The following is an 18891-nucleotide window of genomic DNA, read 5'->3' as shown; positions in this document are numbered from 1 at the left end:
GTGCGCATCCACGCACATCGCGCGTGATTTGGCAGCCGCCTCGGCCTTTCCGCGTATCATCGGCCACGAACTTCTTCGCGCCGCGCCGGTCGGACCTTTGCCGTTCAGACTCTCGCCGTTCAGACCTTTACCGTCCCCGGCGTGCTGGCGTGGGTTGCCGTGACATCGCCGGTCAACCTTCCTGCTCACCTCATGTCCGTGCGCCTTGCGGACTTTGATATCGCCGCATGACGACAGTGCCCGACATACTTCTGCCATCCCCCAGCCCTTTGCGGGCACCGTTCCAGCAACTTGCCGCGCGGCTGTCTGCGGCGCTGATGCTGCTGTGTCTGGTGGTCGGGGTAATGACCGCATCGTTGGCCCGCGCCGAAGACTTCCTGCCGCCCGAAGAGGCCTTCCGTTTCTCGGCCCAATTGGGTGCCAGCGGCGACATCGAAGTGCAGTTCAAGATCGCGCCCGGGTATTACATGTACCGCGAACAGTTCGCGTTCAGTACAGAACCCGCTGCGGCGATGACCGGCCCGGCGCGCATTCCTGCCGGCAAGATCAAGTTTGACGAGACTTTCCAGAAAGACGTCGAGACCTTGCGCGACACCATCACGATCATGGTGCCGGTCAATATGTCGGCCATGCCCTTCACGCTGCTGGTGCGTGGTCAAGGCTGTGCCGATGCCGGCCTGTGCTATCAGCCGCAGGACTATCGCGTGCCGGTGGCCGGTGGCAAGGTGGACGATGGTCGCTCTGTGTGGTCGACCTTCGGCAGCTTGCTGGGGGCCAACGACATCAGCCTGTCTGACGCCTTGTCGCGCCAGGGCGCGGCGCAAACCATCCTGGTGTTCTTCGTGCTCGGCGTGTTGCTGGCGCTGACGCCCTGCGTGCTGCCGATGATGCCTATCCTGTCGGCCATTCTGGTGGGTGACCGGGTGAAAAGCAGCCGGCCGCGTCTGCGTGGCCTGGGCTTGGCCGCGCTGTACGTGCTGGGCATGTCGCTGGTCTACACGCTTGCCGGCGTGGCCGCCGGCTTGAGCGGAGAAGGCTTGGCGGCTGCCCTGCAGACGCCCTGGGTGCTGGGCATCTTTGCCGCGTTGCTGGTGGTGTTGGCGCTGGCCATGTTCGATGTCTTCACCTTGCAGGTGCCCGCATCGTGGCAGACCGCCTTGTCGGCACGGGCGTCTGCCATTCCGGGTGGACGCGCCACCGGCGCGTTCGCGATGGGGGCGATATCTGCCTTGATCGTAGGCCCCTGCGTCGCTGCACCCTTGGCCGGTGCATTGCTGTACATCTCGCAGACCCGCGACGTGGTGTTGGGCGGCGCGGCTTTGTTTGCGTTGGCCTGGGGCATGGGTGTGCCGCTGCTGGTAGCAGGTGCATCGGCCGGTGCCTTGCTGCCGCGCGCAGGCGCGTGGATGGACGGCGTGAAGCGATTCTTCGGCGTGTTGCTGCTGGCCGTAGCCTGGTGGATGCTGGCCCCCGTACTGCCCGCATGGCTGGCGATGGGCGGCTGGGCTGCACTGGCAATTCTGTCCGCCACCTTGCTGCGCGCGTTTGACAGCCTGCCGGCAGAGGCCGGTTTTGGTCGTCGCGTGGGCAAGGCCCTGGGCATTCTGTTCGCACTGCTTGGCGTGTTGCAAGCCGTCGGACTGGCAAGCGGCGGCCGCGATCCGTGGCAGCCGCTGGTGCATCTGACGCGGGTTGAGCGGGTCGCCGCGTTGCCGCCCGTTGCGGCAGGTAGCGCCAAAGCAAGCCCCTTTGCGTCAGCCTTGGCGGGTGGATCAGCCTCGGCTGACAGCGCTGCCTCCAGTGCCGCCCCAGGTGCAGCGCCTACCCTGGACCAGTTGCTGAAAGGCACACCCACACAGCCCGCAACTGGTCAGCAGCCCGCCAGCGGTCAGCATGCCGTCTTCACCCGCATCAAATCCGTAGCCGATCTGGATGCCATCGTGGCGGCATCCGACCGCCCTGTAATGCTGGATTTCTACGCCGACTGGTGCGTGTCCTGCAAGGAAATGGAAGCCTTCACCTTCCCCGATCCCAATGTCGCCGCGCAGATGGCGCAGATGCGGGTGGTCCAGGCCGACGTGACCGCCAACGACGCGCAAGACCGCGAGCTGCTGAAGCGTTTCCGCCTGTTCGGCCCCCCCGGCATCATCTTCTTCGATGCCAATGGCCGAGAACTGCACGAATCCCGGGTGATCGGTTTCCAGAATGCGCGCCGGTTCGGCGACGTGCTGACGGGTGTCTTGCGGGGAAGTTGAGTGGTTTTTGTCCTAAGCCATCACTGCTGTGGTTGATATACTCGTTTAACACTTTCTGTTACGAACGTTATCAATGAGCGTCGACACTCAAGTGGATCATTTCAATTGACCGCTCCGCGCATGAGTGCTGCTTGGGTAGCAGATTCCCGAAAGCTGCGGCTACAGGCTGAGGAAAAGCGATGCCTACATCTAAGACGAAAACATGGGTGACCGTGCAGTCAGTACGCGAAGCTAATGCACGCGTAATCACTCGCGCACCGTCCACTGGTCAGGTTGTCACCATAGCCAGTCGAACCATTTCGCCGGTACGCGGTGATGTGGCGGCAGCTGGTGCATTTGCTATGCGAGCTGGCTCCCTGGATAAGAAAAGATGAGTAGTCAGACGACGTCTGGCCCTCAACCCGCTCCGCTTGCTCTAAACACTCACACCACCTATGCCTCATTGGTCAATGCCGATGAGGACATGATTGGTCACGTCGCCTATGCGCTTTACAAGCGAGACAAGCTTAAATTCTGCGATTCCATCGTCGCCTTACATCAACGGCCAGCTTCTGCCTCCGAGGTGGACGTGTTCATTCACTCGGCAAACTTGCCCACCCGAGTGGAGTCATATCGGACTGAGGCCGAGCAATTGTTGGAACGTTTTTCCGAAGCTGTGCTGGACGTCACGCTCAGACAGCTTCAGGACGAGATGAACAGGGAGCTGGTCCGGCAGTTGAAAGAATCCAAATCTTTCTCTAAAGCCGTTGTTGAAAACCTTGTGGCGAATATGTTGGCGATCGCCGTCACCGCGCTTTTCGTGTTGATTCTCTACGCGTCACGTATCGGTGTTGTTCCACTGATCGGTGATATTTTCGGCTTCGATGTGAAGGAAAAGACCGCAGTGGTTCAACCGCAGTCTTGAGTATTTGCTGTCGCGTGCGGCATTCCGTTAATCAACGCTCGGAAGGTCGCACAATCAGCGATCCCGCCAGTCTGCCCAACAGCCAGACCGACCGCTCGAACAGGCTGGCGGCCAGCAGCAAGCGGCGAATGTGTTCGCCTTCTTCGCGTGACGCGGCCAAATCCTGTCGAATGCGATTGAGCAGATCACCACGATCGGACGTCAGCTCAACCAGCGTGCGGGCATCGTCAACATCGGCGTAGGGCTGGCTGGCATCGGCCAGCAGCATGCTCAAGGTTCGCAGAGATTCCGACAGACGGAACACCAGCGGTGGAGGTGGAGAAAAACTGTCCACCACCGCTGCAAAGTCCGTCAGCGCTTGCTGCAAGGAACGCAGCAGCGCAAGCGTTGCCTGTACCTGCAAGGCAGTGTCCAGGTCTTGCCGGTGCAGATGCCGGTCGATCAGCTCGACCATGAAGCTCTCGGTTTCCAGCGCAATCGCGGCGTGCCCCAGCGTTTGCTTGACCCGTAACTGCCGGTCTTCGTCAGGCTGATCCAGGTCGGGCAGCAAGCCCGGGATCAGGCTCATCAGGCGCTCGCATTCTCGCTGCGCCAGCAACAACGCATTCGACGGATCTCCCACCGCCCGGTCGTAGATGAAGCGCGGGCGCGATGCGCGTTCTTCCGTCGACGGTGGGCTGAGTGCGCGCACCCAGCGTTCGATGGGAGTGCGCAGCAAGGTGGCAAACAAACCGCCGCTCAGTTGCAGTGCCAGGAACAGAATGGATAGAGTCGGCGATAGCCGACCGCCAGCCATGTTCAGCGCCCAGGTGGCAGGTGCCACGGGCGATACGGCCTCTGCGATCAGCCAGGTAGCCGCGATCAATCCGCTGCCCGCCAGCTTGACGATGACCTGCACCAGACACAGCTGGCGTCCACTGCCCGTCAGCCCGCTGCCGGCCAGCATCACGGCAACGCCGCTGCCCACGTTGGCACCCAGCACCAGCCAGACGCCGTCGTCCAGGCCAACCACCCTGGACTGCACCGCCGCCACGGCAAGAATGGTGGCAGTAGACGCCGACTGGGTCAGCGTTGCCATGCCCACGCCCGCCACAAAGGCCAGGGCGGGCGACAGGCCGCCGCCAATCAATGCGGTGAGCTGTCCTGGCGGCAAGTGCCCGGGGGCGGCCTTGATGAAATCCAGCCCCAGAAACAGCAGCGCCAGGCCCAGTGCCACGCCCGCCCAATCGCGTCGGCGCGGATGCGTATCTAGTTTCAGTTGATATGCCAGCCCGACCAGCGCCACGACATACAGCACGGCCATGTGGAAATCGATGGCCGCCAGGAACACCAGCGCGGCCGTGCCCACGTTGGCACCGCCGACCACCGGGATAGCATCGCGCACGGTAAGCGTGCCACCACGCACCAGATTGCCGGCGATCAAGGTAATGGCGTTGCTGGACTGGGTGGCCACGCCCGCTGCCGCACCCGACAGCATGCCCAGTGCGGGAGATCGGGTGGCAGTTTGCAAGACGCGACGAATGCCGCGACCGGTAGCCTGTTGCAGATGCAGCCCGACCAGGCGCAGACCAACGAAAAGCAGGCCAAGTCCCGCCAGGAGTTCTGCAAGTGTGAGCATCGGGTGGGAAACGGCTGCGCGGCCGGAGCCGCCTGGGGGAAGCACGCGAGTCTAGTCGTGCTTCATGTCAGTAATGTGACGGTTCATGTGGTGCTGTCGTGCTATGGCAGACTTGCCTGCTTCGGTCTCCGGATCACGCCTGCACGGGTATCAGGGCCGATGGCCAAGACCGGCTTCCATCCCTCAGTAATGACAGAAACCCATCACAGCTATATGGCTGGCAGGCTGTCCCGGCGCAGTGCAGACGCGCACACTTTCTGCATCAACCACCCCCCAGGGAATGCAACATGTTTGCGATGCAATACGAACACCGTCTGCCAGCCGATTACGACATGCAGGTGATCCGTGACCGGGCCGCCACACGCGGACCGCTCTGGGACGCCACGCCCGGACTGGTGCTGAAAGCCTTTGTGGCGCGGACGCGCGGGCAGGGCGGTTCGCACGCAAATCTGTATGGCTCGGTCTACCTGTGGCAAGACGCGGCGTCGGCCATGCGCTTGCTGACCACCGAAAAATTCCGCATTGTGACCGACAGCTTCGGTCGTCCGCAGGTGCCGACCTGGCTGCCTTTGGATGCGCTGGCCGGACCTGCCGCCGCTGCTGGCACGGCAAAGACGCTGTATCGCGACACCGTGGCGCTGGCGTCGAACGCAGATATTGCGGAAGCAGTCGCTGCCGCAGCGGCGCGCAATCGCGCAACCGCCAAACGCGCGGACACCGTGGCCGCCTGGGTGGTGCTGGACTCGGCATCGTGGCAGTTGGTGTGGTTCACGCTGTCTTCGGCAGAGCCCGACCTTGCGCAGCCCGGTGAGATCTATCAGGTCTGGTATCTGGCAGGGCCGGGAATCGCTGCCTTGCCATCGGTTTGATCTGCTGTTTACCTGCTGCTTGATCGGCAGGCACCACGGGCTTGCTCATGGTGCCTGCCGCCGACCACGCGCCCGAAACCATACACCCAGAACTACGCTGCCGTCGCCCGTAACGCAGCGCGCAGCGCACGCAAGGCACTGCGCGCCTGCGCGTCGGTCGCGGTGGCATACAGCACCACATCACGCGAAGGCAAAGGCGGCAAGCCCAGGCGTGTGCCGACATCGACCGTATCGCGCGGGGCCACCCGCTGCCCCAGCGCCGCCACTGCCAAGCCTGCCGATGCCGCCGCCCCGACGGTCATCAGTCCACCGCCCACAAACACCTCCGTCCAGGCGATACCGGCCTCGCCCAGCGCATCGACCGCCATCTGCCGCACGCTGCAAGGCGCAGCCTGAGCCGCCAGCCGCAGCGGCGCGTTGCGCTGCCAGTCGAAATCGGGGGCGGCCATCCACCCGAAGGTTTCTTCCAGAATCACCTCGCCATCCAGCCGGCGATTGTCATGCCGCAGCACAATCGCCACATCAAGCAGGCCACGATCGAAGGCATCCAGCAGATCCGCCGACGAGGCCACGCGCATGTCGATCTGCAGGCCTGATGCACTGCGCCCAAGCTGGCGCAACATGCCTGGCAGTTCCGAGCCGACCACGTGATGGCTGATGCCCACGACCAGCCGCCGAGGCTTGTCCCCGAACGATGCCACGGCCCCTTCGTGCGCCGCCACGAATTGCCGCGCAGGTTCCAGAAACGCCGTGCCCGCTGCCGACAGCCGCACCAGTCGCGGCGTGCGTTCCAGCAGGCGACGCCCCACACCCTCTTCCAGTCTTTTGATCTTCAGGCTGATGGCAGATTGTGTGCTGTCCATCAGTTCCGCAGCACGCGTGAAGCTCTTCAGTTCAGCAACCATCAGGAAGGCTTGTACGGCCTCGACGTCCAGGGGTTTCATGAATCAGTCACAACGAAAAGTGGTGGCCGAACGCAGCCGCCGCGACAGGGAGGGTGAAAAGCTTAAAGCAAGATCGATATCCCGCCCTGCACACCCGGCATCTGATGTCCATGGATTGGTTCAAGACAAGGCTTGGTGCGCGTTTGGCTTTTACACTGTCGGGGGTCGAGAAGATGCGCGACTGCTGTTGAATGGCCCTGTGCAAGCTGGCGGAACATGGTGCACAGGGCGCTTTAGATCCCCCGCATCATCACCACACGCTTACGTGGTGTCGTCGAACCAGTTTGCATGAACGTCGCCCGCGTTGATCGTGGGTTCTTTATCGGCCCGCCACATCTCGAGCACCTATGACCCGCCTGTTGATCATCGAAGACAACCCCGAATTGGTGGCCAACCTGTACGGATTCTTCGAGCCCTTGGGCTATGTGCTGGACGATGCACGCAATGGTGCCACCGGCCTGCGCATGGCGACCGAGAACGATTACGACGCCATCTTGCTGGACCTGATGTTGCCCCGGCTCGATGGCATGACGCTGTGTCGCAAACTTCGCCAGGAATTTCAGAATCCTGTGCCTGTGTTGATGCTGACCGCGCGCGACCCGGTGGAAGACCGTGTGCAGGGTTTCGAGCTGGGGGCAGACGATTATCTGGTCAAGCCGTTTTCCCTCATAGAGCTGGACGCACGCATCAAGGCGCTGGTGCGCCGTGCCCAAGGCCGGCAGGTGCAAGGCACGCTGACCTGGGAAGATCTGAAGGTGGACACCCGCGTCCCGCAGGCATGGCGGCAAGGGCAGACGATCAACCTGACACCCAGCACACATAAATTGCTGCTGTGCCTGATGCGCGCCGCGCCTGCCGTCGTCAGGAAGCAAGAGATGGAATACCTGCTCTGGGGCGACGATCCACCGGAAGGCGGTGCCTTGCGCACACACATTCATGAGTTGCGTCAGCACACTGACAAAGACTTCACATCTGCGCTGATAGAAACGGTGCACGGAATAGGGTGGCGTCTTTGCCAGCCCGGCAAGACTGCGCCGCAATAAGTCACCCCAAGAACACGCTTGCCATCATGAAATCCTTTTACCTTCAGATGACGCTCAAGACGCGCATCACGATTTCATTTGTGCTGCTCATGGTGGCCGTCATGGGCTTTGTGCTTGCGGCAGAGCAGCTTGATTACGATGACTTGCGCACCTATGTGATCTCGGAAAGTCTGCGCAAAGAGATGCGCAGGCTGGAGGCAGCTATCGCGCAAGGCATCGTTCCCGTGATGCCTGAAGGCACCCGGCTTCATGACGCGCAGACCGTGCCCGATGCCCTGCGCAAGTACGCGCCGGGTTACCACCGCGCAGACAAGCCCGAGGGCTGGCACCTGCTGGTGTTTGAACGCGATGGTCAGCGCTACTACCTGCTTCAGGATGTCGATACCTACGATTATCTGGAATACCTGATTCATGGCTATGCGCTGCTGGTCATCGTGCTGTGCGTTCTTTGCGCGTTCTGGATCGGGCGACTGACCTCGGCGCGTGTCACGGCCCCCATCACCCGTCTGGCCGATGCTGTGCAGCGCAAGAAAAAGCCTTTTCCCTTCCAGGATGCGCCCGACGAAATCGGTGTGCTGGCGCGCGCATTTGCCCAGCACAGCGACGAGGCCGAACAGTTCCTGCAACGTGAGCGGTGTTTTGTGGGCGATGCCAGCCACGAACTGCGCACGCCCTTGGCCATCATTGCCGGTGCGGCAGAAACCATCGTGCACCAGCTGCCTGCCGACAGTCACCTGACCTCAAGCGCAGCGCGCATCGTGCGCACGACGCAAGAGATGCAACGCCAGCTGAGCTGCCTGTTGCTGCTGTCGCGCGATCCGCAAAGCCTTGCGCGGACGATGGTGGCGCTGCGCCCATTGATCGAGGAATGCATGATCCGCTGCCAGCCCTGGCTGGCGAAAAAGCCGGTGGCAATCGTGCTGGATGCCCCCGAAAATATCCACGTTCACACCCATGCAGAACTGGCCTACAGCGTGATCTGGAACCTGCTTCGCAATGCCTGCCAATACACGGACGAGGGTGAAGTACGCGTAACCGTACAGGGCACGACCTTGGTCATTTCCGATTCAGGCCCGGGCCTGCCATCCAGCATTGACCCACAGCAGTTTCAGCGGTTTTTCTCCGGCTCACAACAGAACGGCGAAGGGCTTGGCCTGTCGATCGTGCAACGCATCGTGGAGCATCTGCGCTGGCATATGGCGGTGGAAAGCTCGGCCGATGGTTGTCGCTTCACATTGGAAATGCGTGCGCCGGGTCTGAACACTTAGGACGCCTGACAACTTCTTGACACCTGTCTTCCCATACTCCGCGAAGTTTGAATGCTTCAGGAGCAAGCAATGCAATCGTCGGGCCCCGCTGAAAGCGGCAAGTATCAACATGGCAAAACCGGGCTGACCCGGCTCTTTCATACCTCGATTTACTCGCGTGACGGCTTTATTGCTGCCGTGCGTGGCGAAGCTGCATTTCGCCAATTGCTGGCCTTGCATGGCGTGCTGATTCCGGTCGCCTTGCTGCTTGAGGTCAGCGTGGCCGAGCGTGCGCTGCTGCTGGCGGTCTGCTTCATCAGCCTGTTGGTCGAATTGCTTAATTCCGCCATCGAAGCCGTGGTCGATCGCATTTCGCTTGAACTGCATCCCTTGTCAAAGAACGCCAAAAATATGGGCAGCGCCGCGCAGACCGTGGCGCTGCTGATGGTGGGCGCGGTGTGGGCGGTGATACTGCTGGGATAGGGCGGTCGCTCTGCCGCCCCGACGTCAGAACACATTCCCGTTAGACGACCGACACGACAACCGTTTTGCTGACTCCTTTTTCGACAAGGTTCACGGATGTCGTGTATTGCCTGCCCGACCTCATCGCCGACAGCATGCCCGCCACGTCCATGCCTTTTTCTGCCAAGGCGGTGAGTGCAGCGCGAGGCAGCATGACCCTTGCCATGCCAAGAAAAACAGCGGGAAAGCAGAACTGCGTTTCTTGTTTGCCGCCGACGAACTTTTCGACCGTCACGGTTGCCATGCTTTTCTCCGATTGGTGTTGGTGATCCATGACAAGGCTGCGCCGGGCGAAGAAACTCGCTGCGGCTCACGACATGCGGCAAACAAGTTCAGCTCGGGTTGATACACGCTGCTTCGAACATCGAACAGCCCCAGCATCGAATGATAGAAATGGTCGTGGCTGTAGCGCTGGTTGTTCGCGTTGGTGCGTACGCAATTGAGATTGAGATGAGCACGCTTCGCAAATTCGGGCGAGAACCACATCACCATCGGCACGTGTGTCTGCTCGTCGGGCGCAATGAGGTAAGGCGTGCCGTGCAGGTACATGCCGCGCTCGCCCAGCGACTCGCCGTGATCGGATACGTAGATCATGGCCACGTCGCGCTGTGTTGAATAGCCTTGCAGCAAGTCGATGGTCTTGCCAAGCATCCGATCTGTGTAGACCAGCGTGTTGTCGTAGGTGTTGGTCAGCGCCTCGTTGCTGCACTTCTGAATCTGGTTGCTGTCGCAGGTAGGACTGAAGACCTTGGTCGCTGACGGATAACGTTCGAAGTAGGTGGGGCCGTGACTGCCCAACTGGTGCAGCACAATCAACGCATCGCCATGCATGGCGTCGATCCGGGCGCTGAGTTCATGCAGCAGCACATCGTCATAACACGTGCCGTCCTTGTTGACGCATTGCTCGGCGATTTTCAGTGCCGGCATGTCATCGGTCGGCACACGCTTGCAAACCCCCTTGCAACCGCCATTGTTATTGTTGCGCCAGAGCACATGCATGCCGGTGCGCTGCAGGAGGTCGAGCAGATTTTCTTCCGTCGCAGCACGCACTTCATCGTAGTCCGAGCGTGTCATGCGCGAGAACATGCAGGGCACAGAAATCGCGGTGGCCGTTCCGCAGGACGATACGTGTTTGAAGCTGATGACGTCTGCGCGCTGCGACAGTGATGGGTTGGTCGCGCGCGGATAACCATTGAGCTGGAAGTTTTGCGCCCGCGCGGTTTCTCCCACCACGACAATCACAAGCTTGGGCCGTTCGCCGGCAGCAGGCACTGCGCGCGTGGCATCTGCAGCCACGGTTCGCAGCGGCTGCGATTTTGCGCTGTACTTGCGTTTCAAGTAGCCATTGGTATTGCGCACGAAGTTCAAGGGCAGCACTTGATCCTTGATTTCCCGATGGTTGCGCAGCAGCGACGCGTAGTCCTTGTAGAACGCCATGGTCACGACCAGCAGCACCGCCACGGTCACCAGCACGTTACCCAGCCACCAGATCGCGGTCTGCGTGACGCGCCCGATCTGTTTGCTGCGCGGAATCACCATCGCGGCGGCTGGCAATATGCCCAGCGCCAGCGCGGTAAGCAGCAAGGGGGCAGAGAAGTACGAGGTGAACTCGGCCTGATTGGTCTCGAAGAAATTCTGCACCATGCTGCGGTCGATCAGCACCTTGTAGTGCAGCATGAAATAACTGCAACTGGCACTGATGACGACCAGCAGTGCCAGCAGCGGCTTGCGCACGTATGGCAAGGCCATTACCGGCGTCAGGAACAGGTTGAGCAGGCAGAAAAAGAAGACAGGCAGGCTGATGAAGAACAGCAAGCTGCGCAGGTTGCTGATCTCTACCCTGGACCACAAGGTTTGCCACAGCACCAGATTGCCAATCGTGGTGAAGAACAGCGCCGCTACCCAGGTCAGTTGTACCGGGTTGAGCCGCATGGATGTCAGACGTTGAAGCACGCGCAATTCCCAATGAGCGAAAAGTGCGCGCAGTATCAAAAAGCGTCTGTCAGGAGTTTGTTAGGCGGGGCGTTTGCCTGTCGTCATGCTCGCGATGAAAAACACCCCAAGGCTTGAACCGGTGTTCGAGCCTTGGGGTGCAGTCGTGCGGGGGGGGTGTACGCAGGTGTTGCTTGCGTCAACCCGTGCGCTACGTGAGTGGCATTGACCGCCAGACAGGGAATCCCATCTGGCTTACGCAGTCAGAAAATTCGGGCTCAGAACCCCAGACGCACCACGCTTTCATTGGCAGTCTTTTCCGCGCTCTTGGGGTCGTTCTTCACCGACACGAACAACACATTGTTCGGTGCGTCCAGTTCCAGGCTGTTCGGGTGGGTCGGCAGCGCAAGGGTGTTGAGCAATTCATAGGTCTTGCTGTCGAACACCGTTACCGTGCCCGCCACGCGGTTGGTCACATAGAAACGCTTGCGCGCATCATCCAGTTCCAGGGTGATCGGACCGTCGCCGGTCGGCACGCTCTTGATCTCCTTGTTGGTGTCCGCATCGAGCACCATCACGCGGTTGCCGGGATTGCGCGACTTGAAGTTCGGGATCATGCGGCGCTGGTAGTCGCGAATCGATTCCTGGCCTTGGTCGACCACCAGCAGGCGATTGCTGGCGCGATCGTAGGCAAGATTCAGTGGCTGGTCTGCGCCGCTGTCCACGCTCTTGGTGACGGTCAGCGACTTGCTGTCGATCGTGTACAGCTGGCCTGCCAGGTTGGTCACGAAGATGCGATTGCGTGCGCTGTCCAAGGCAATGCCAGTGGCTGCGCCACCCAGGTTGCCAATGGTCTTTTCCAGCACGAAGTTGCGCGTGTCGACCACGAACAACACGCTTTCCACATCGACCGACAGGCCGGGTGCGTACAGGCGGTTATTGGCGGTATCGACCACCAGCTGACGCAAGTGGTGCGCAAACACCGTGCGCCCATCCTTGTTGACGATTCTTTCTTTCAGCAGCGGCAGCGTGCCGATCACCGTGTTGGTGGCAATATCCACCGCCGTGATCGAGGCATCGACCGAATTGCCGACGTACAGGCGGCCGGCTGCATCATCCAGCGCAATGCCGAAGCCCTTGAAGGGCAGCGCAATTTCTTGCTGCACGGCCAATGTCTTCGGGTCCAGGCGCAGCAGCTTGGGCGACGGTGCATCGGGGCCGAATCCGCCTGCCGAGGTCACGAACAAGGCGTTCTGGCGAGGGCTGTAAGCCAGTTCGTACAAGGCTGGGGCGGGCGATTGGCGCAACAACTGCGCGGGTTTGGCCGGTGCCGTGACCGCCGGTTCATCCGGGCGCGTCGGGACTTGTTTGCAGGCGGCCAGCGCAACGGCAAGCACCGTCGCAGAAAGGGTAAGACGAAGGAGTCGGTTGCGGATCATTGCGCGTCGCCTGGTTGAGGTATTCGGCGATTGTTGCAAATAGTTCGCATTTCGGCAAACGCGAATTGACGGCGTGGATCAAGCCGCAAATTCAAGGCCTTGCCCCCGCTGTTTTGTAATTCCTTAGCCGAACCACTGCTGCTTTTTCACCCGCGCCTGTTCCTTCACGTCTTCGGTCACGTACATCGATACCGTCACGATGGCGGTGGCCAGGGCACCCAGATCGTCGGTGTAACCGGCAACGGGAATGAAGTCGGGAATCGCGTCGAAGGGCAGGATGAAATACGCGAGTGCGCCGTAGATCACGGTCTTGGCCCAGGCGGGCGTGGATGGCTGCTGGGCGGCGTAGTACAGACACAAGGCTTTTTCTACGACTTCGCTGCCCGCTTTGACGGCGAAGTGTTTGAGCTTGTCCCAGAAGCCTTGCTCGGAGAAGTCCTTTTCGGTGGCAGTTGGCATGTGTGCTCCAGTGTGAGTCGGTCCAGTATGCATCACCACACGCCGTGCCCAGTCACCACGCCGTCTTCCAACGCGCAAGCTGACCAAACCACAGCAAATCAACTGCGATCCAGAGCTCCGAGAACCGGGGCTTTACGGCAGCCTGCCACCTTGCCTGTAAAGGCTCGGCGGCGGGCTGCGCGGTTGGCAGTCAGCGCCCGTAATCAGCGCCTGCGATCAGTACCTGCGATTAGTGGTTATGGCGCGGATGCCCCTTCTGCGCCAGACCACGGAACGCCACTGCGTCTTCAATCACGGCACCATCCACCAGTTGCGTCACTGTGCGGCGATAGATCTGCTGCCACGGGGTCGCATCGGGCGGCACAGCCGGAATGCCGTCTTGCTTGCGACGTGCGATCTCTTCGTCGCTCACCAGCGCATTGCAGTGCCCGTGGTTGAAGTCGATGCGGATCTTGTCACCCGTACGCAGCCAGCTCAGGCCGCCGCCTGCCGCGCTTTCGGGCGATGCGTTCAGGATCGACGGGCTGTCGGCTGTGCCGGATTGGCGGCCGTCGCCAATCGTGGGCAGGCTCATGATGCCGCGTTTGAGCAAGTGGTCTGGCGGTTGCATGTTGACGACCTCGGCCGAGCCTGGCCAGCCGATGGGACCAGCACCCCGGATCACCAGGATGGTTTCTTCGTCGATGTCGAGCGCCGGGTCGTTGATGCGCTTGTGGTAATCCTCTGAACCATCGAACACCACCGCCTTGCCAGTGAATACCCCTTCGTGGCCCGGCACGCACAGATAACGTTCGCGGAATCCCGGTGAGATCACGCTGGTTTTCATGATCGCAAAGTCGAACAGGTTGCCGCGCAGTACCAGGAAACCTGCGGTTTCCTTCAGCGGTTCGGCAAACGGTTTGATGACTTCACGGTCGTCTGATTCTTCACCCACCAGGTTCTCGGCAATCGTCTTGCCGGTGACGGTGGGGCAGCTGCCGTCGAGCACGCCTGCCTGCAGCAATTCCCACATCACAGCAGGCACGCCGCCCGCACGGTGGAAGCGTTCGCCCAGCCACTTGCCGGCGGGCTGCACGTTGGCCAGCAAGGGCAGGTCGTAGCCGTAGGTCTGCCAGTCTTCCGGTTCCAGTGTGACGCCCGCGTGGCGTGCCATCGCGGCCAGGTGCGGCTGTGCGTTGGTCGAGCCGCCAATGGCGGTGTTCACGCGAATCGCATTCAGGAAAGCGGCACGCGTCAGGATGTCTGACGGCTTGATGTCTTCCAGCACCAGTTCCACGGCGCGGCGGCCGGTGCGGTAGGCCATCTGCCCGCGCTCGCGGTAGGGCGCGGGAATGGCCGCACAGCCTGTCAGCGACATGCCGAGGGCCTCGGCCATGGCGTTCATGGTGGACGCGGTGCCCATGGTGTTGCAGTGGCCGGCAGACGGGGCAGAGTCGAGCGCGGTTTGCAGGAACTCTTCTTCCGTGATGGCACCTGCGGCCAGCTTGCGGCGCGAGCGCCAGATGACGGTGCCGGACCCGACCAAGTCCCCTTCGTGCCAGCCATCCAGCATCGGTCCGCCCGACAGCACAATCGCCGGGATATTCACGGTGGATGCGGCCATCAGCGCCGATGGCGTGGTCTTGTCACAGCCGGTGGTCAGCACCACGCCGTCCAGCGGGTAGCCGTACAAAATTTCGACCAGGCCCAGGTAGGCCAGGTTGCGGTCCAGCGCGGCGGTGGGGCGCTTGCAGTTCTCGAAGATCGGGTGGGTGGGGAATTCAATGGGAATGCCGCCCGCGTCCCGAATGCCGTCGCGCACCCGCTTGACCAGTTCCACATGGATACGGTTGCAAGGCGTCAGGTCACTGCCGCTTTGCGCAATGCCGATGATGGGTTTGCCCGAGCGCAATTCTTCCGGCGTGATGCCGTAGTTCATGAAGCGCTCAAGGTAAAGCGCGGTCATGTCGATGTGGTCGGGGTTGGCAAACCAGTCCAGCGAACGCAGGCGGTTTTTCGGGATAGTCGGCGTGCTCATGCAAATGTCCTTGGCAATGTCGGGTCAGGCATCAGGGGTGGTCCCGACCGGTACTGGCGAACGGCTTCTGAAATGCAGGGTGTTTGGATATGCAGATGAATTGATATCAGCTGGCTACGGGAAGACTGCCACCTAATTCATCTTCGATATGTACGCGAATGATCTCGTCGAATGTCTGTTCTGCCGTGAAGCCCAGTGCAGTGGCTCGTTCGGCGTTGAAGCCCGGTGCCCAGTTGTTCACCATGCGCTGAATGTCTTCATTCGGTACACGCTTGATCAAGGCCACGGCTTTGTCTCCCGCCACGCGGCGAAGGGCTTCGATCTGCTCACCCACTGTGACGCTGACGCCGGGCATCGACAAGGCGCGACGCGGGCCGACTTGCGCCAGATCGATGGTGGCTCCGTGAATCAGGAAGCCCACTGCCGAGCGCGGCGACACATGCCAGTGGCGCACGCCATCGGTCACCGGCAGCACGGCATCCTGGCCAATCAACGGTTCGCGCACGATGCTGGAAAAGAAGCCCGACGCAGCCAGATTGGGCTTGCCCGGGCGAATGCAGACCGTGGGCAGGCGAATTGCCAGACCTTCGAAGAAGCCGCGTCGCGAATAGTCGGACAAGAGCAGTTCGCAGATGGCTTTCTGCGTGCCGTAGCTGGTCAAGGGCGTAGTGTGGAAATCGTCGGGGATACGGTCGGGCAGCGGAGCACCGAAGGTGGCAATTGACGAGGTGAAGACCACGCGCGGTTTGTAGCCATCGGTGCTGGCCAGGCGAATTGCATCGAACAGATATCGCGTGCCATCCAGATTGACGCGGTATCCCTTGTCGAAATCGGCCTCGGCTTCGCCTGACACGATGGCGGCCAGATGGAAGATCACATCGGGCCGCGCATCGATCAAAGCTGCTGACGCGGCAGGGTCGGACAAGTCTGCGGCGCGGCTGTCGACCGGCCCTTTGAAGCCTGCGGGTGCCTGCGCCTGAATCACGTCCAGCAGGCTGAACTGCGTGATTTCCTGGTGCCCCAGGCGACCGTCGGCAACCAGTCTTTCCGCGAGCTTGCGGCCGATCATGCCTGCGGCACCAATGATGGCGATATGCATCCTGTCGATCTCCGAAAAGGGGCCAGGTGTGAACCAGAAGCGGCCCGGGTGCACGTCGTATCACCTGTCTTTTCATGTGCCCTAGGGTCATTCCCAGGACAGTTTTTTGCAGGCTGCGACGTATTATCAGGTTGTCAGACAATTATGCGTGAAGGGCTACGCAGCGCGCGTTTGGGGTGTTCCCCTAGACAAAGCGGATGGGAACACCTGGCACTGCCATCGGGTGTATCGGTTGTCTGACCTCTATCCCTCTAGAAGATGCCGACGCAAGGAATGCGGGCCATGAATGCTGTGTTGAACACCGTCTTGCAGGCCCGCGCGGCGCTTGTCGAGCGCCTCGGGCAAGACGCCGTCCTGACGGACCCGGCCGACCAGGCGCGCTATTGCCGCGACTGGCACGGTGACGTGGCAAGCGGCACGGTGGCGGTGATTCGCCCGCGCAGTACCGAAGACGTTTCCAAGGCCATGCGTGCTTGTGCCGAACTGGGCCTGGCGGTCGTGCCGCAAGGTGGCAATACCGGTCTGGTGCTGGGCGGCATTCCCGATCAGCCGGACCATCAGGTCATCATCAGCCTGGAACGCATGAATCGCGTTCGCCGCATCGATGAAGATGATTTCTCTGCCGTGGTCGAGGCTGGTTGCATCGTTGCCAACATCAAGGAAGCAGTCGACGCGCACGGCATGTTGTTCCCCTTGGGATTCGGCGCGGAAGGGTCAGCGCAGATCGGCGGCAGCGTGGGCACCAATGCCGGCGGCATCAACGTGCTTCGCTACGGCATGACCCGCGAACTGGTGCTGGGGCTGGAAGTGGTGTTGCCCGACGGCAGCATCTGGGATGGCCTGACCACCTTGCGCAAGGACAACCGTGGCATCAGCCTGCGACAGTTGTTCATCGGTGCCGAAGGCACGTTGGGCATCGTCACCGCCGTGGCGCTGAAGCTGCTGCCGCGCCCGACCCAAGTGGAAACTGCCTTGCTTGGCGTGGCTTCCTTGCACGACGCCATTGCGTTGTATCGCCGCGCGCGTCGTGACTGCTGCGACCTGATGACGGCCTTTGAGTTCATGCCGCCTGAAGCCTTCATGCTGGCCATCGAAGCCCAGCCCGATCTGAAGATGCCGATTGCCGGCGACTACCCCGCCTACGTGCTGATGGAAGTGTCTGGCTCGGGCCTGGTCGACATCAAGACCTTGCTCGACCAGTTCCTGGAAAACGTGCTGGAAGACGGCATGGTGCAAGACGGGGTGGTGGCTGCATCGCGGGCGCAGGGCATCAATCTGTGGCGCTTCCGCGAAGGCATGAACGAAGGCCAGGCCATGCGTGGCGTGCATCTGCGTACCGATGTGTCGGTGTCGCTGTCGACGATGGCGGAATTTGTTGAACGCACACTGTTTGTGCTGAAGCAGGCTTTCCCGGACAGCTTGTCGATTGCTTACGGTCATGTGGGCGACGGCAATGCGCACATCAACGTATTGCCACCGGCCAGCGCCGATATCGCAGAGCGTCAGCGCATTCTGTATGTGGGCAAGAATCTGATCAACGAGCTGGTCTATGAATACCAGGGCAGCATCAGCGCTGAGCACGGCATTGGTCGCCTGAAGCGACCTGAGTTCGAACAGAAGCTGGCACCTGCGCACAAGGCGCTGCTGGTGGCAATTCGCAAGGCCATCGACCCGGAAGGTCGCATGAATCCCGGCTGCCAAGTCCTGGCAGACTGACGGCCTTCTCTCAGCTTCCCGCCACTACTCATGCCTTTCAATCAACTCCAGCGCGCCGACCAGTTGCCGACGCAGATCGCCATGCAGATCGGCCGCGAGATCACCGAAGGGCGGCTTGTGCCCGGTGATCGGCTTCCGACCGAGCACGCGCTTGCCAAGAGCTTTGGCGTAAGCCGCACGGTCGTGCGCGAGGCGATTGCCCAGCTGCGTAACGAGGGCATCGTGGAATCGCGGCAAGGCATTGGCGCGTTTGTGGTGGATGCCGACCGTCGCCGGTCGATCCGCATCGAAGACGAAGCGCTTGCCAGCCACGATGCGTTTCGCGGGCTGTTCCAGCTGCGTGCGCCACTGGAAGTCGAGGCCGCAGGCTTGGCGGCGCGTCATCACACGGCTGAAGAACTGGCTGCACTGGATGCCGCGCTCGACCGCATGACCGGCATCGACAAATGGACGCGTGACGGCATCGTTGCCGACCTGGCGTTTCATCATGCGCTGGCCGTGGCCACGCACAACGAATATTTCACGATGATCCTGGGTTTCGTGGCGGGTCGCATCAGCGCCACCATCGACCTGGCGCGCGAGCGTACCGAGCTTGAGCAGATCGTCGAGATCACGATTGCCGAACACCGTGCCATTCGCGATGCAGTCGCCGCCCGGGACGTGCGCGGTGCCCGCGCCGCCATGCGTGCGCACATCCGCGGCGCGGCCTCACGGCTCGGCCTGGCCTTCGATGGCGAGGAGTACGACGAACACTGAAACCCGCGCGCAAAAGGCTGCCGGCAGACCGCAAAAAAACACGGCAAAACACGGCAAACAAGCCTGCGCGT

Annotated in this window: 16 protein-coding genes; 8 read left to right on the top strand and 8 right to left on the bottom strand. The window is 61.4% G+C overall.

The genetic code is table 11. The features are described from left to right. Positions 1-227: 227 nt before the first annotated feature. Positions 228-2255, top strand: coding sequence for a protein-disulfide reductase DsbD (gene dsbD / locus FXN63_RS25010; RefSeq protein ID WP_148818213.1), 2028 nt, complete (start codon positions 228-230; stop codon positions 2253-2255). Between the two features lie 370 nt (positions 2256-2625). Continuing rightward, positions 2626-3159, top strand: coding sequence for a hypothetical protein (locus FXN63_RS25005; protein WP_148818212.1), 534 nt, complete (start codon positions 2626-2628; stop codon positions 3157-3159). A gap of 31 nt (positions 3160-3190) precedes the next feature. Here FXN63_RS25005 and FXN63_RS25000 read toward each other — a convergent pair whose 3' ends face one another. Next, complete coding sequence (locus FXN63_RS25000) at positions 3191-4777, bottom strand: Na/Pi symporter (RefSeq protein WP_148818211.1); 1587 nt, start codon at positions 4775-4777, stop codon at positions 3191-3193. Between the two features lie 287 nt (positions 4778-5064). On the opposite strand from FXN63_RS25000, the gene FXN63_RS24995 reads away from it, so the two are divergent. Beyond that, entirely contained in the window at positions 5065-5646 is a 582-nt protein-coding gene (locus tag FXN63_RS24995; RefSeq protein WP_148818210.1) for a DUF4865 family protein, read from the top strand. Positions 5647-5738: 92 nt separating this feature from the next. On the opposite strand, the gene FXN63_RS24990 is transcribed toward FXN63_RS24995, so the two are convergent. Next, positions 5739-6590 carry a LysR family transcriptional regulator gene (locus FXN63_RS24990; RefSeq protein WP_148818209.1) on the bottom strand — a complete coding sequence of 284 codons (852 nt, stop codon included), beginning with the start codon at positions 6588-6590 and terminating at the stop codon, positions 5739-5741. Positions 6591-6937: 347 nt separating this feature from the next. Here FXN63_RS24990 and FXN63_RS24985 point away from each other — a divergent pair, with 347 nt between their 5' ends. The 3 genes from FXN63_RS24985 to FXN63_RS24975 all read left to right on the top strand — a co-directional run bounded on the left by FXN63_RS24985 (position 6938) and on the right by FXN63_RS24975 (position 9363). Then, the gene (locus FXN63_RS24985; RefSeq protein WP_148818208.1) at positions 6938-7633 is read left to right on the top strand and encodes a response regulator transcription factor; all 696 of its coding nucleotides are present in this window, start codon (positions 6938-6940) and stop codon (positions 7631-7633) included. Between the two features lie 26 nt (positions 7634-7659). Next, on the top strand, positions 7660-8901 hold the full coding sequence (locus FXN63_RS24980) for a HAMP domain-containing sensor histidine kinase (protein WP_148818207.1): 1242 nt from the start codon (positions 7660-7662) through the stop codon (positions 8899-8901). Between the two features lie 69 nt (positions 8902-8970). After that, positions 8971-9363 carry a diacylglycerol kinase gene (locus FXN63_RS24975; protein ID WP_148818206.1) on the top strand — a complete coding sequence of 131 codons (393 nt, stop codon included), beginning with the start codon at positions 8971-8973 and terminating at the stop codon, positions 9361-9363. Positions 9364-9403: 40 nt separating this feature from the next. Here FXN63_RS24975 and FXN63_RS24970 read toward each other — a convergent pair whose 3' ends face one another. The 6 genes from FXN63_RS24970 to denD form a co-directional block, all read right to left on the bottom strand. Beyond that, entirely contained in the window at positions 9404-9646 is a 243-nt protein-coding gene (locus FXN63_RS24970; RefSeq protein WP_148818205.1) for a hypothetical protein, read from the bottom strand. After that, positions 9634-11355 carry a phosphoethanolamine transferase gene (locus tag FXN63_RS24965; protein ID WP_222863970.1) on the bottom strand — a complete coding sequence of 574 codons (1722 nt, stop codon included), beginning with the start codon at positions 11353-11355 and terminating at the stop codon, positions 9634-9636. The genes FXN63_RS24970 and FXN63_RS24965 overlap by 13 nt, the downstream gene beginning before the upstream one ends. Positions 11356-11612: 257 nt before the next feature. Then, on the bottom strand, positions 11613-12773 hold the full coding sequence (locus FXN63_RS24960; protein WP_148818204.1) for a YncE family protein: 1161 nt from the start codon (positions 12771-12773) through the stop codon (positions 11613-11615). A gap of 123 nt (positions 12774-12896) precedes the next feature. Next, positions 12897-13232 (bottom strand): YkvA family protein, encoded by a 336-nt coding sequence (locus tag FXN63_RS24955; protein ID WP_148818203.1) that lies wholly within the window; start codon positions 13230-13232, stop codon positions 12897-12899. Positions 13233-13461: 229 nt separating this feature from the next. Then, a complete protein-coding gene (locus tag FXN63_RS24950; RefSeq protein WP_148818202.1) occupies positions 13462-15249 on the bottom strand; it encodes an IlvD/Edd family dehydratase in 1788 nt (595 codons plus the stop codon). A 106-nt stretch (positions 15250-15355) separates the two neighbouring features. After that, on the bottom strand, positions 15356-16348 hold the full coding sequence (gene denD / locus FXN63_RS24945) for a D-erythronate dehydrogenase (RefSeq protein WP_148818201.1): 993 nt from the start codon (positions 16346-16348) through the stop codon (positions 15356-15358). A gap of 282 nt (positions 16349-16630) precedes the next feature. On the opposite strand from denD, the gene FXN63_RS24940 reads away from it, so the two are divergent. Next, positions 16631-18064: an FAD-binding oxidoreductase gene (locus tag FXN63_RS24940; protein WP_148818200.1), complete on the top strand. Its 1434-nt coding sequence runs from the start codon at positions 16631-16633 to the stop codon at positions 18062-18064. A 30-nt stretch (positions 18065-18094) separates the two neighbouring features. Further along, positions 18095-18820 carry a FadR/GntR family transcriptional regulator gene (locus FXN63_RS24935; protein ID WP_148818199.1) on the top strand — a complete coding sequence of 242 codons (726 nt, stop codon included), beginning with the start codon at positions 18095-18097 and terminating at the stop codon, positions 18818-18820. The last annotated feature ends 71 nt before the right edge of the window (positions 18821-18891 follow it).

Origin of the sequence: Pigmentiphaga aceris (assembly GCF_008119665.1) — a bacterium.
Lineage (GTDB): Bacteria > Pseudomonadota > Gammaproteobacteria > Burkholderiales > Burkholderiaceae_B > Pigmentiphaga > Pigmentiphaga aceris.
The sequence above is the reverse complement of the archived record's forward strand: the minus strand, read 5'-3'. Positions and strand labels throughout refer to the sequence as shown.

Coding starts and splice junctions, on each gene's coding strand:
- FXN63_RS24960 (WP_148818204.1), bottom strand. CDS start 12,773: ATGATCCGCAACCGACTCCTTCGTCTTACCCTTTCTGCGACGGTGCTT.
- dsbD (WP_148818213.1), top strand. CDS start 228: ATGACGACAGTGCCCGACATACTTCTGCCATCCCCCAGCCCTTTGCGG.
- FXN63_RS25005 (WP_148818212.1), top strand. CDS start 2,626: ATGAGTAGTCAGACGACGTCTGGCCCTCAACCCGCTCCGCTTGCTCTA.
- FXN63_RS24990 (WP_148818209.1), bottom strand. CDS start 6,590: ATGAAACCCCTGGACGTCGAGGCCGTACAAGCCTTCCTGATGGTTGCT.
- FXN63_RS24980 (WP_148818207.1), top strand. CDS start 7,660: ATGAAATCCTTTTACCTTCAGATGACGCTCAAGACGCGCATCACGATT.
- FXN63_RS24950 (WP_148818202.1), bottom strand. CDS start 15,249: ATGAGCACGCCGACTATCCCGAAAAACCGCCTGCGTTCGCTGGACTGG.
- denD (WP_148818201.1), bottom strand. CDS start 16,348: ATGCATATCGCCATCATTGGTGCCGCAGGCATGATCGGCCGCAAGCTC.
- FXN63_RS24955 (WP_148818203.1), bottom strand. CDS start 13,232: ATGCCAACTGCCACCGAAAAGGACTTCTCCGAGCAAGGCTTCTGGGAC.
- FXN63_RS24935 (WP_148818199.1), top strand. CDS start 18,095: ATGCCTTTCAATCAACTCCAGCGCGCCGACCAGTTGCCGACGCAGATC.
- FXN63_RS24985 (WP_148818208.1), top strand. CDS start 6,938: ATGACCCGCCTGTTGATCATCGAAGACAACCCCGAATTGGTGGCCAAC.
- FXN63_RS24940 (WP_148818200.1), top strand. CDS start 16,631: ATGAATGCTGTGTTGAACACCGTCTTGCAGGCCCGCGCGGCGCTTGTC.
- FXN63_RS24995 (WP_148818210.1), top strand. CDS start 5,065: ATGTTTGCGATGCAATACGAACACCGTCTGCCAGCCGATTACGACATG.
- FXN63_RS24975 (WP_148818206.1), top strand. CDS start 8,971: ATGCAATCGTCGGGCCCCGCTGAAAGCGGCAAGTATCAACATGGCAAA.
- FXN63_RS24970 (WP_148818205.1), bottom strand. CDS start 9,646: ATGGCAACCGTGACGGTCGAAAAGTTCGTCGGCGGCAAACAAGAAACG.
- FXN63_RS25000 (WP_148818211.1), bottom strand. CDS start 4,777: ATGCTCACACTTGCAGAACTCCTGGCGGGACTTGGCCTGCTTTTCGTT.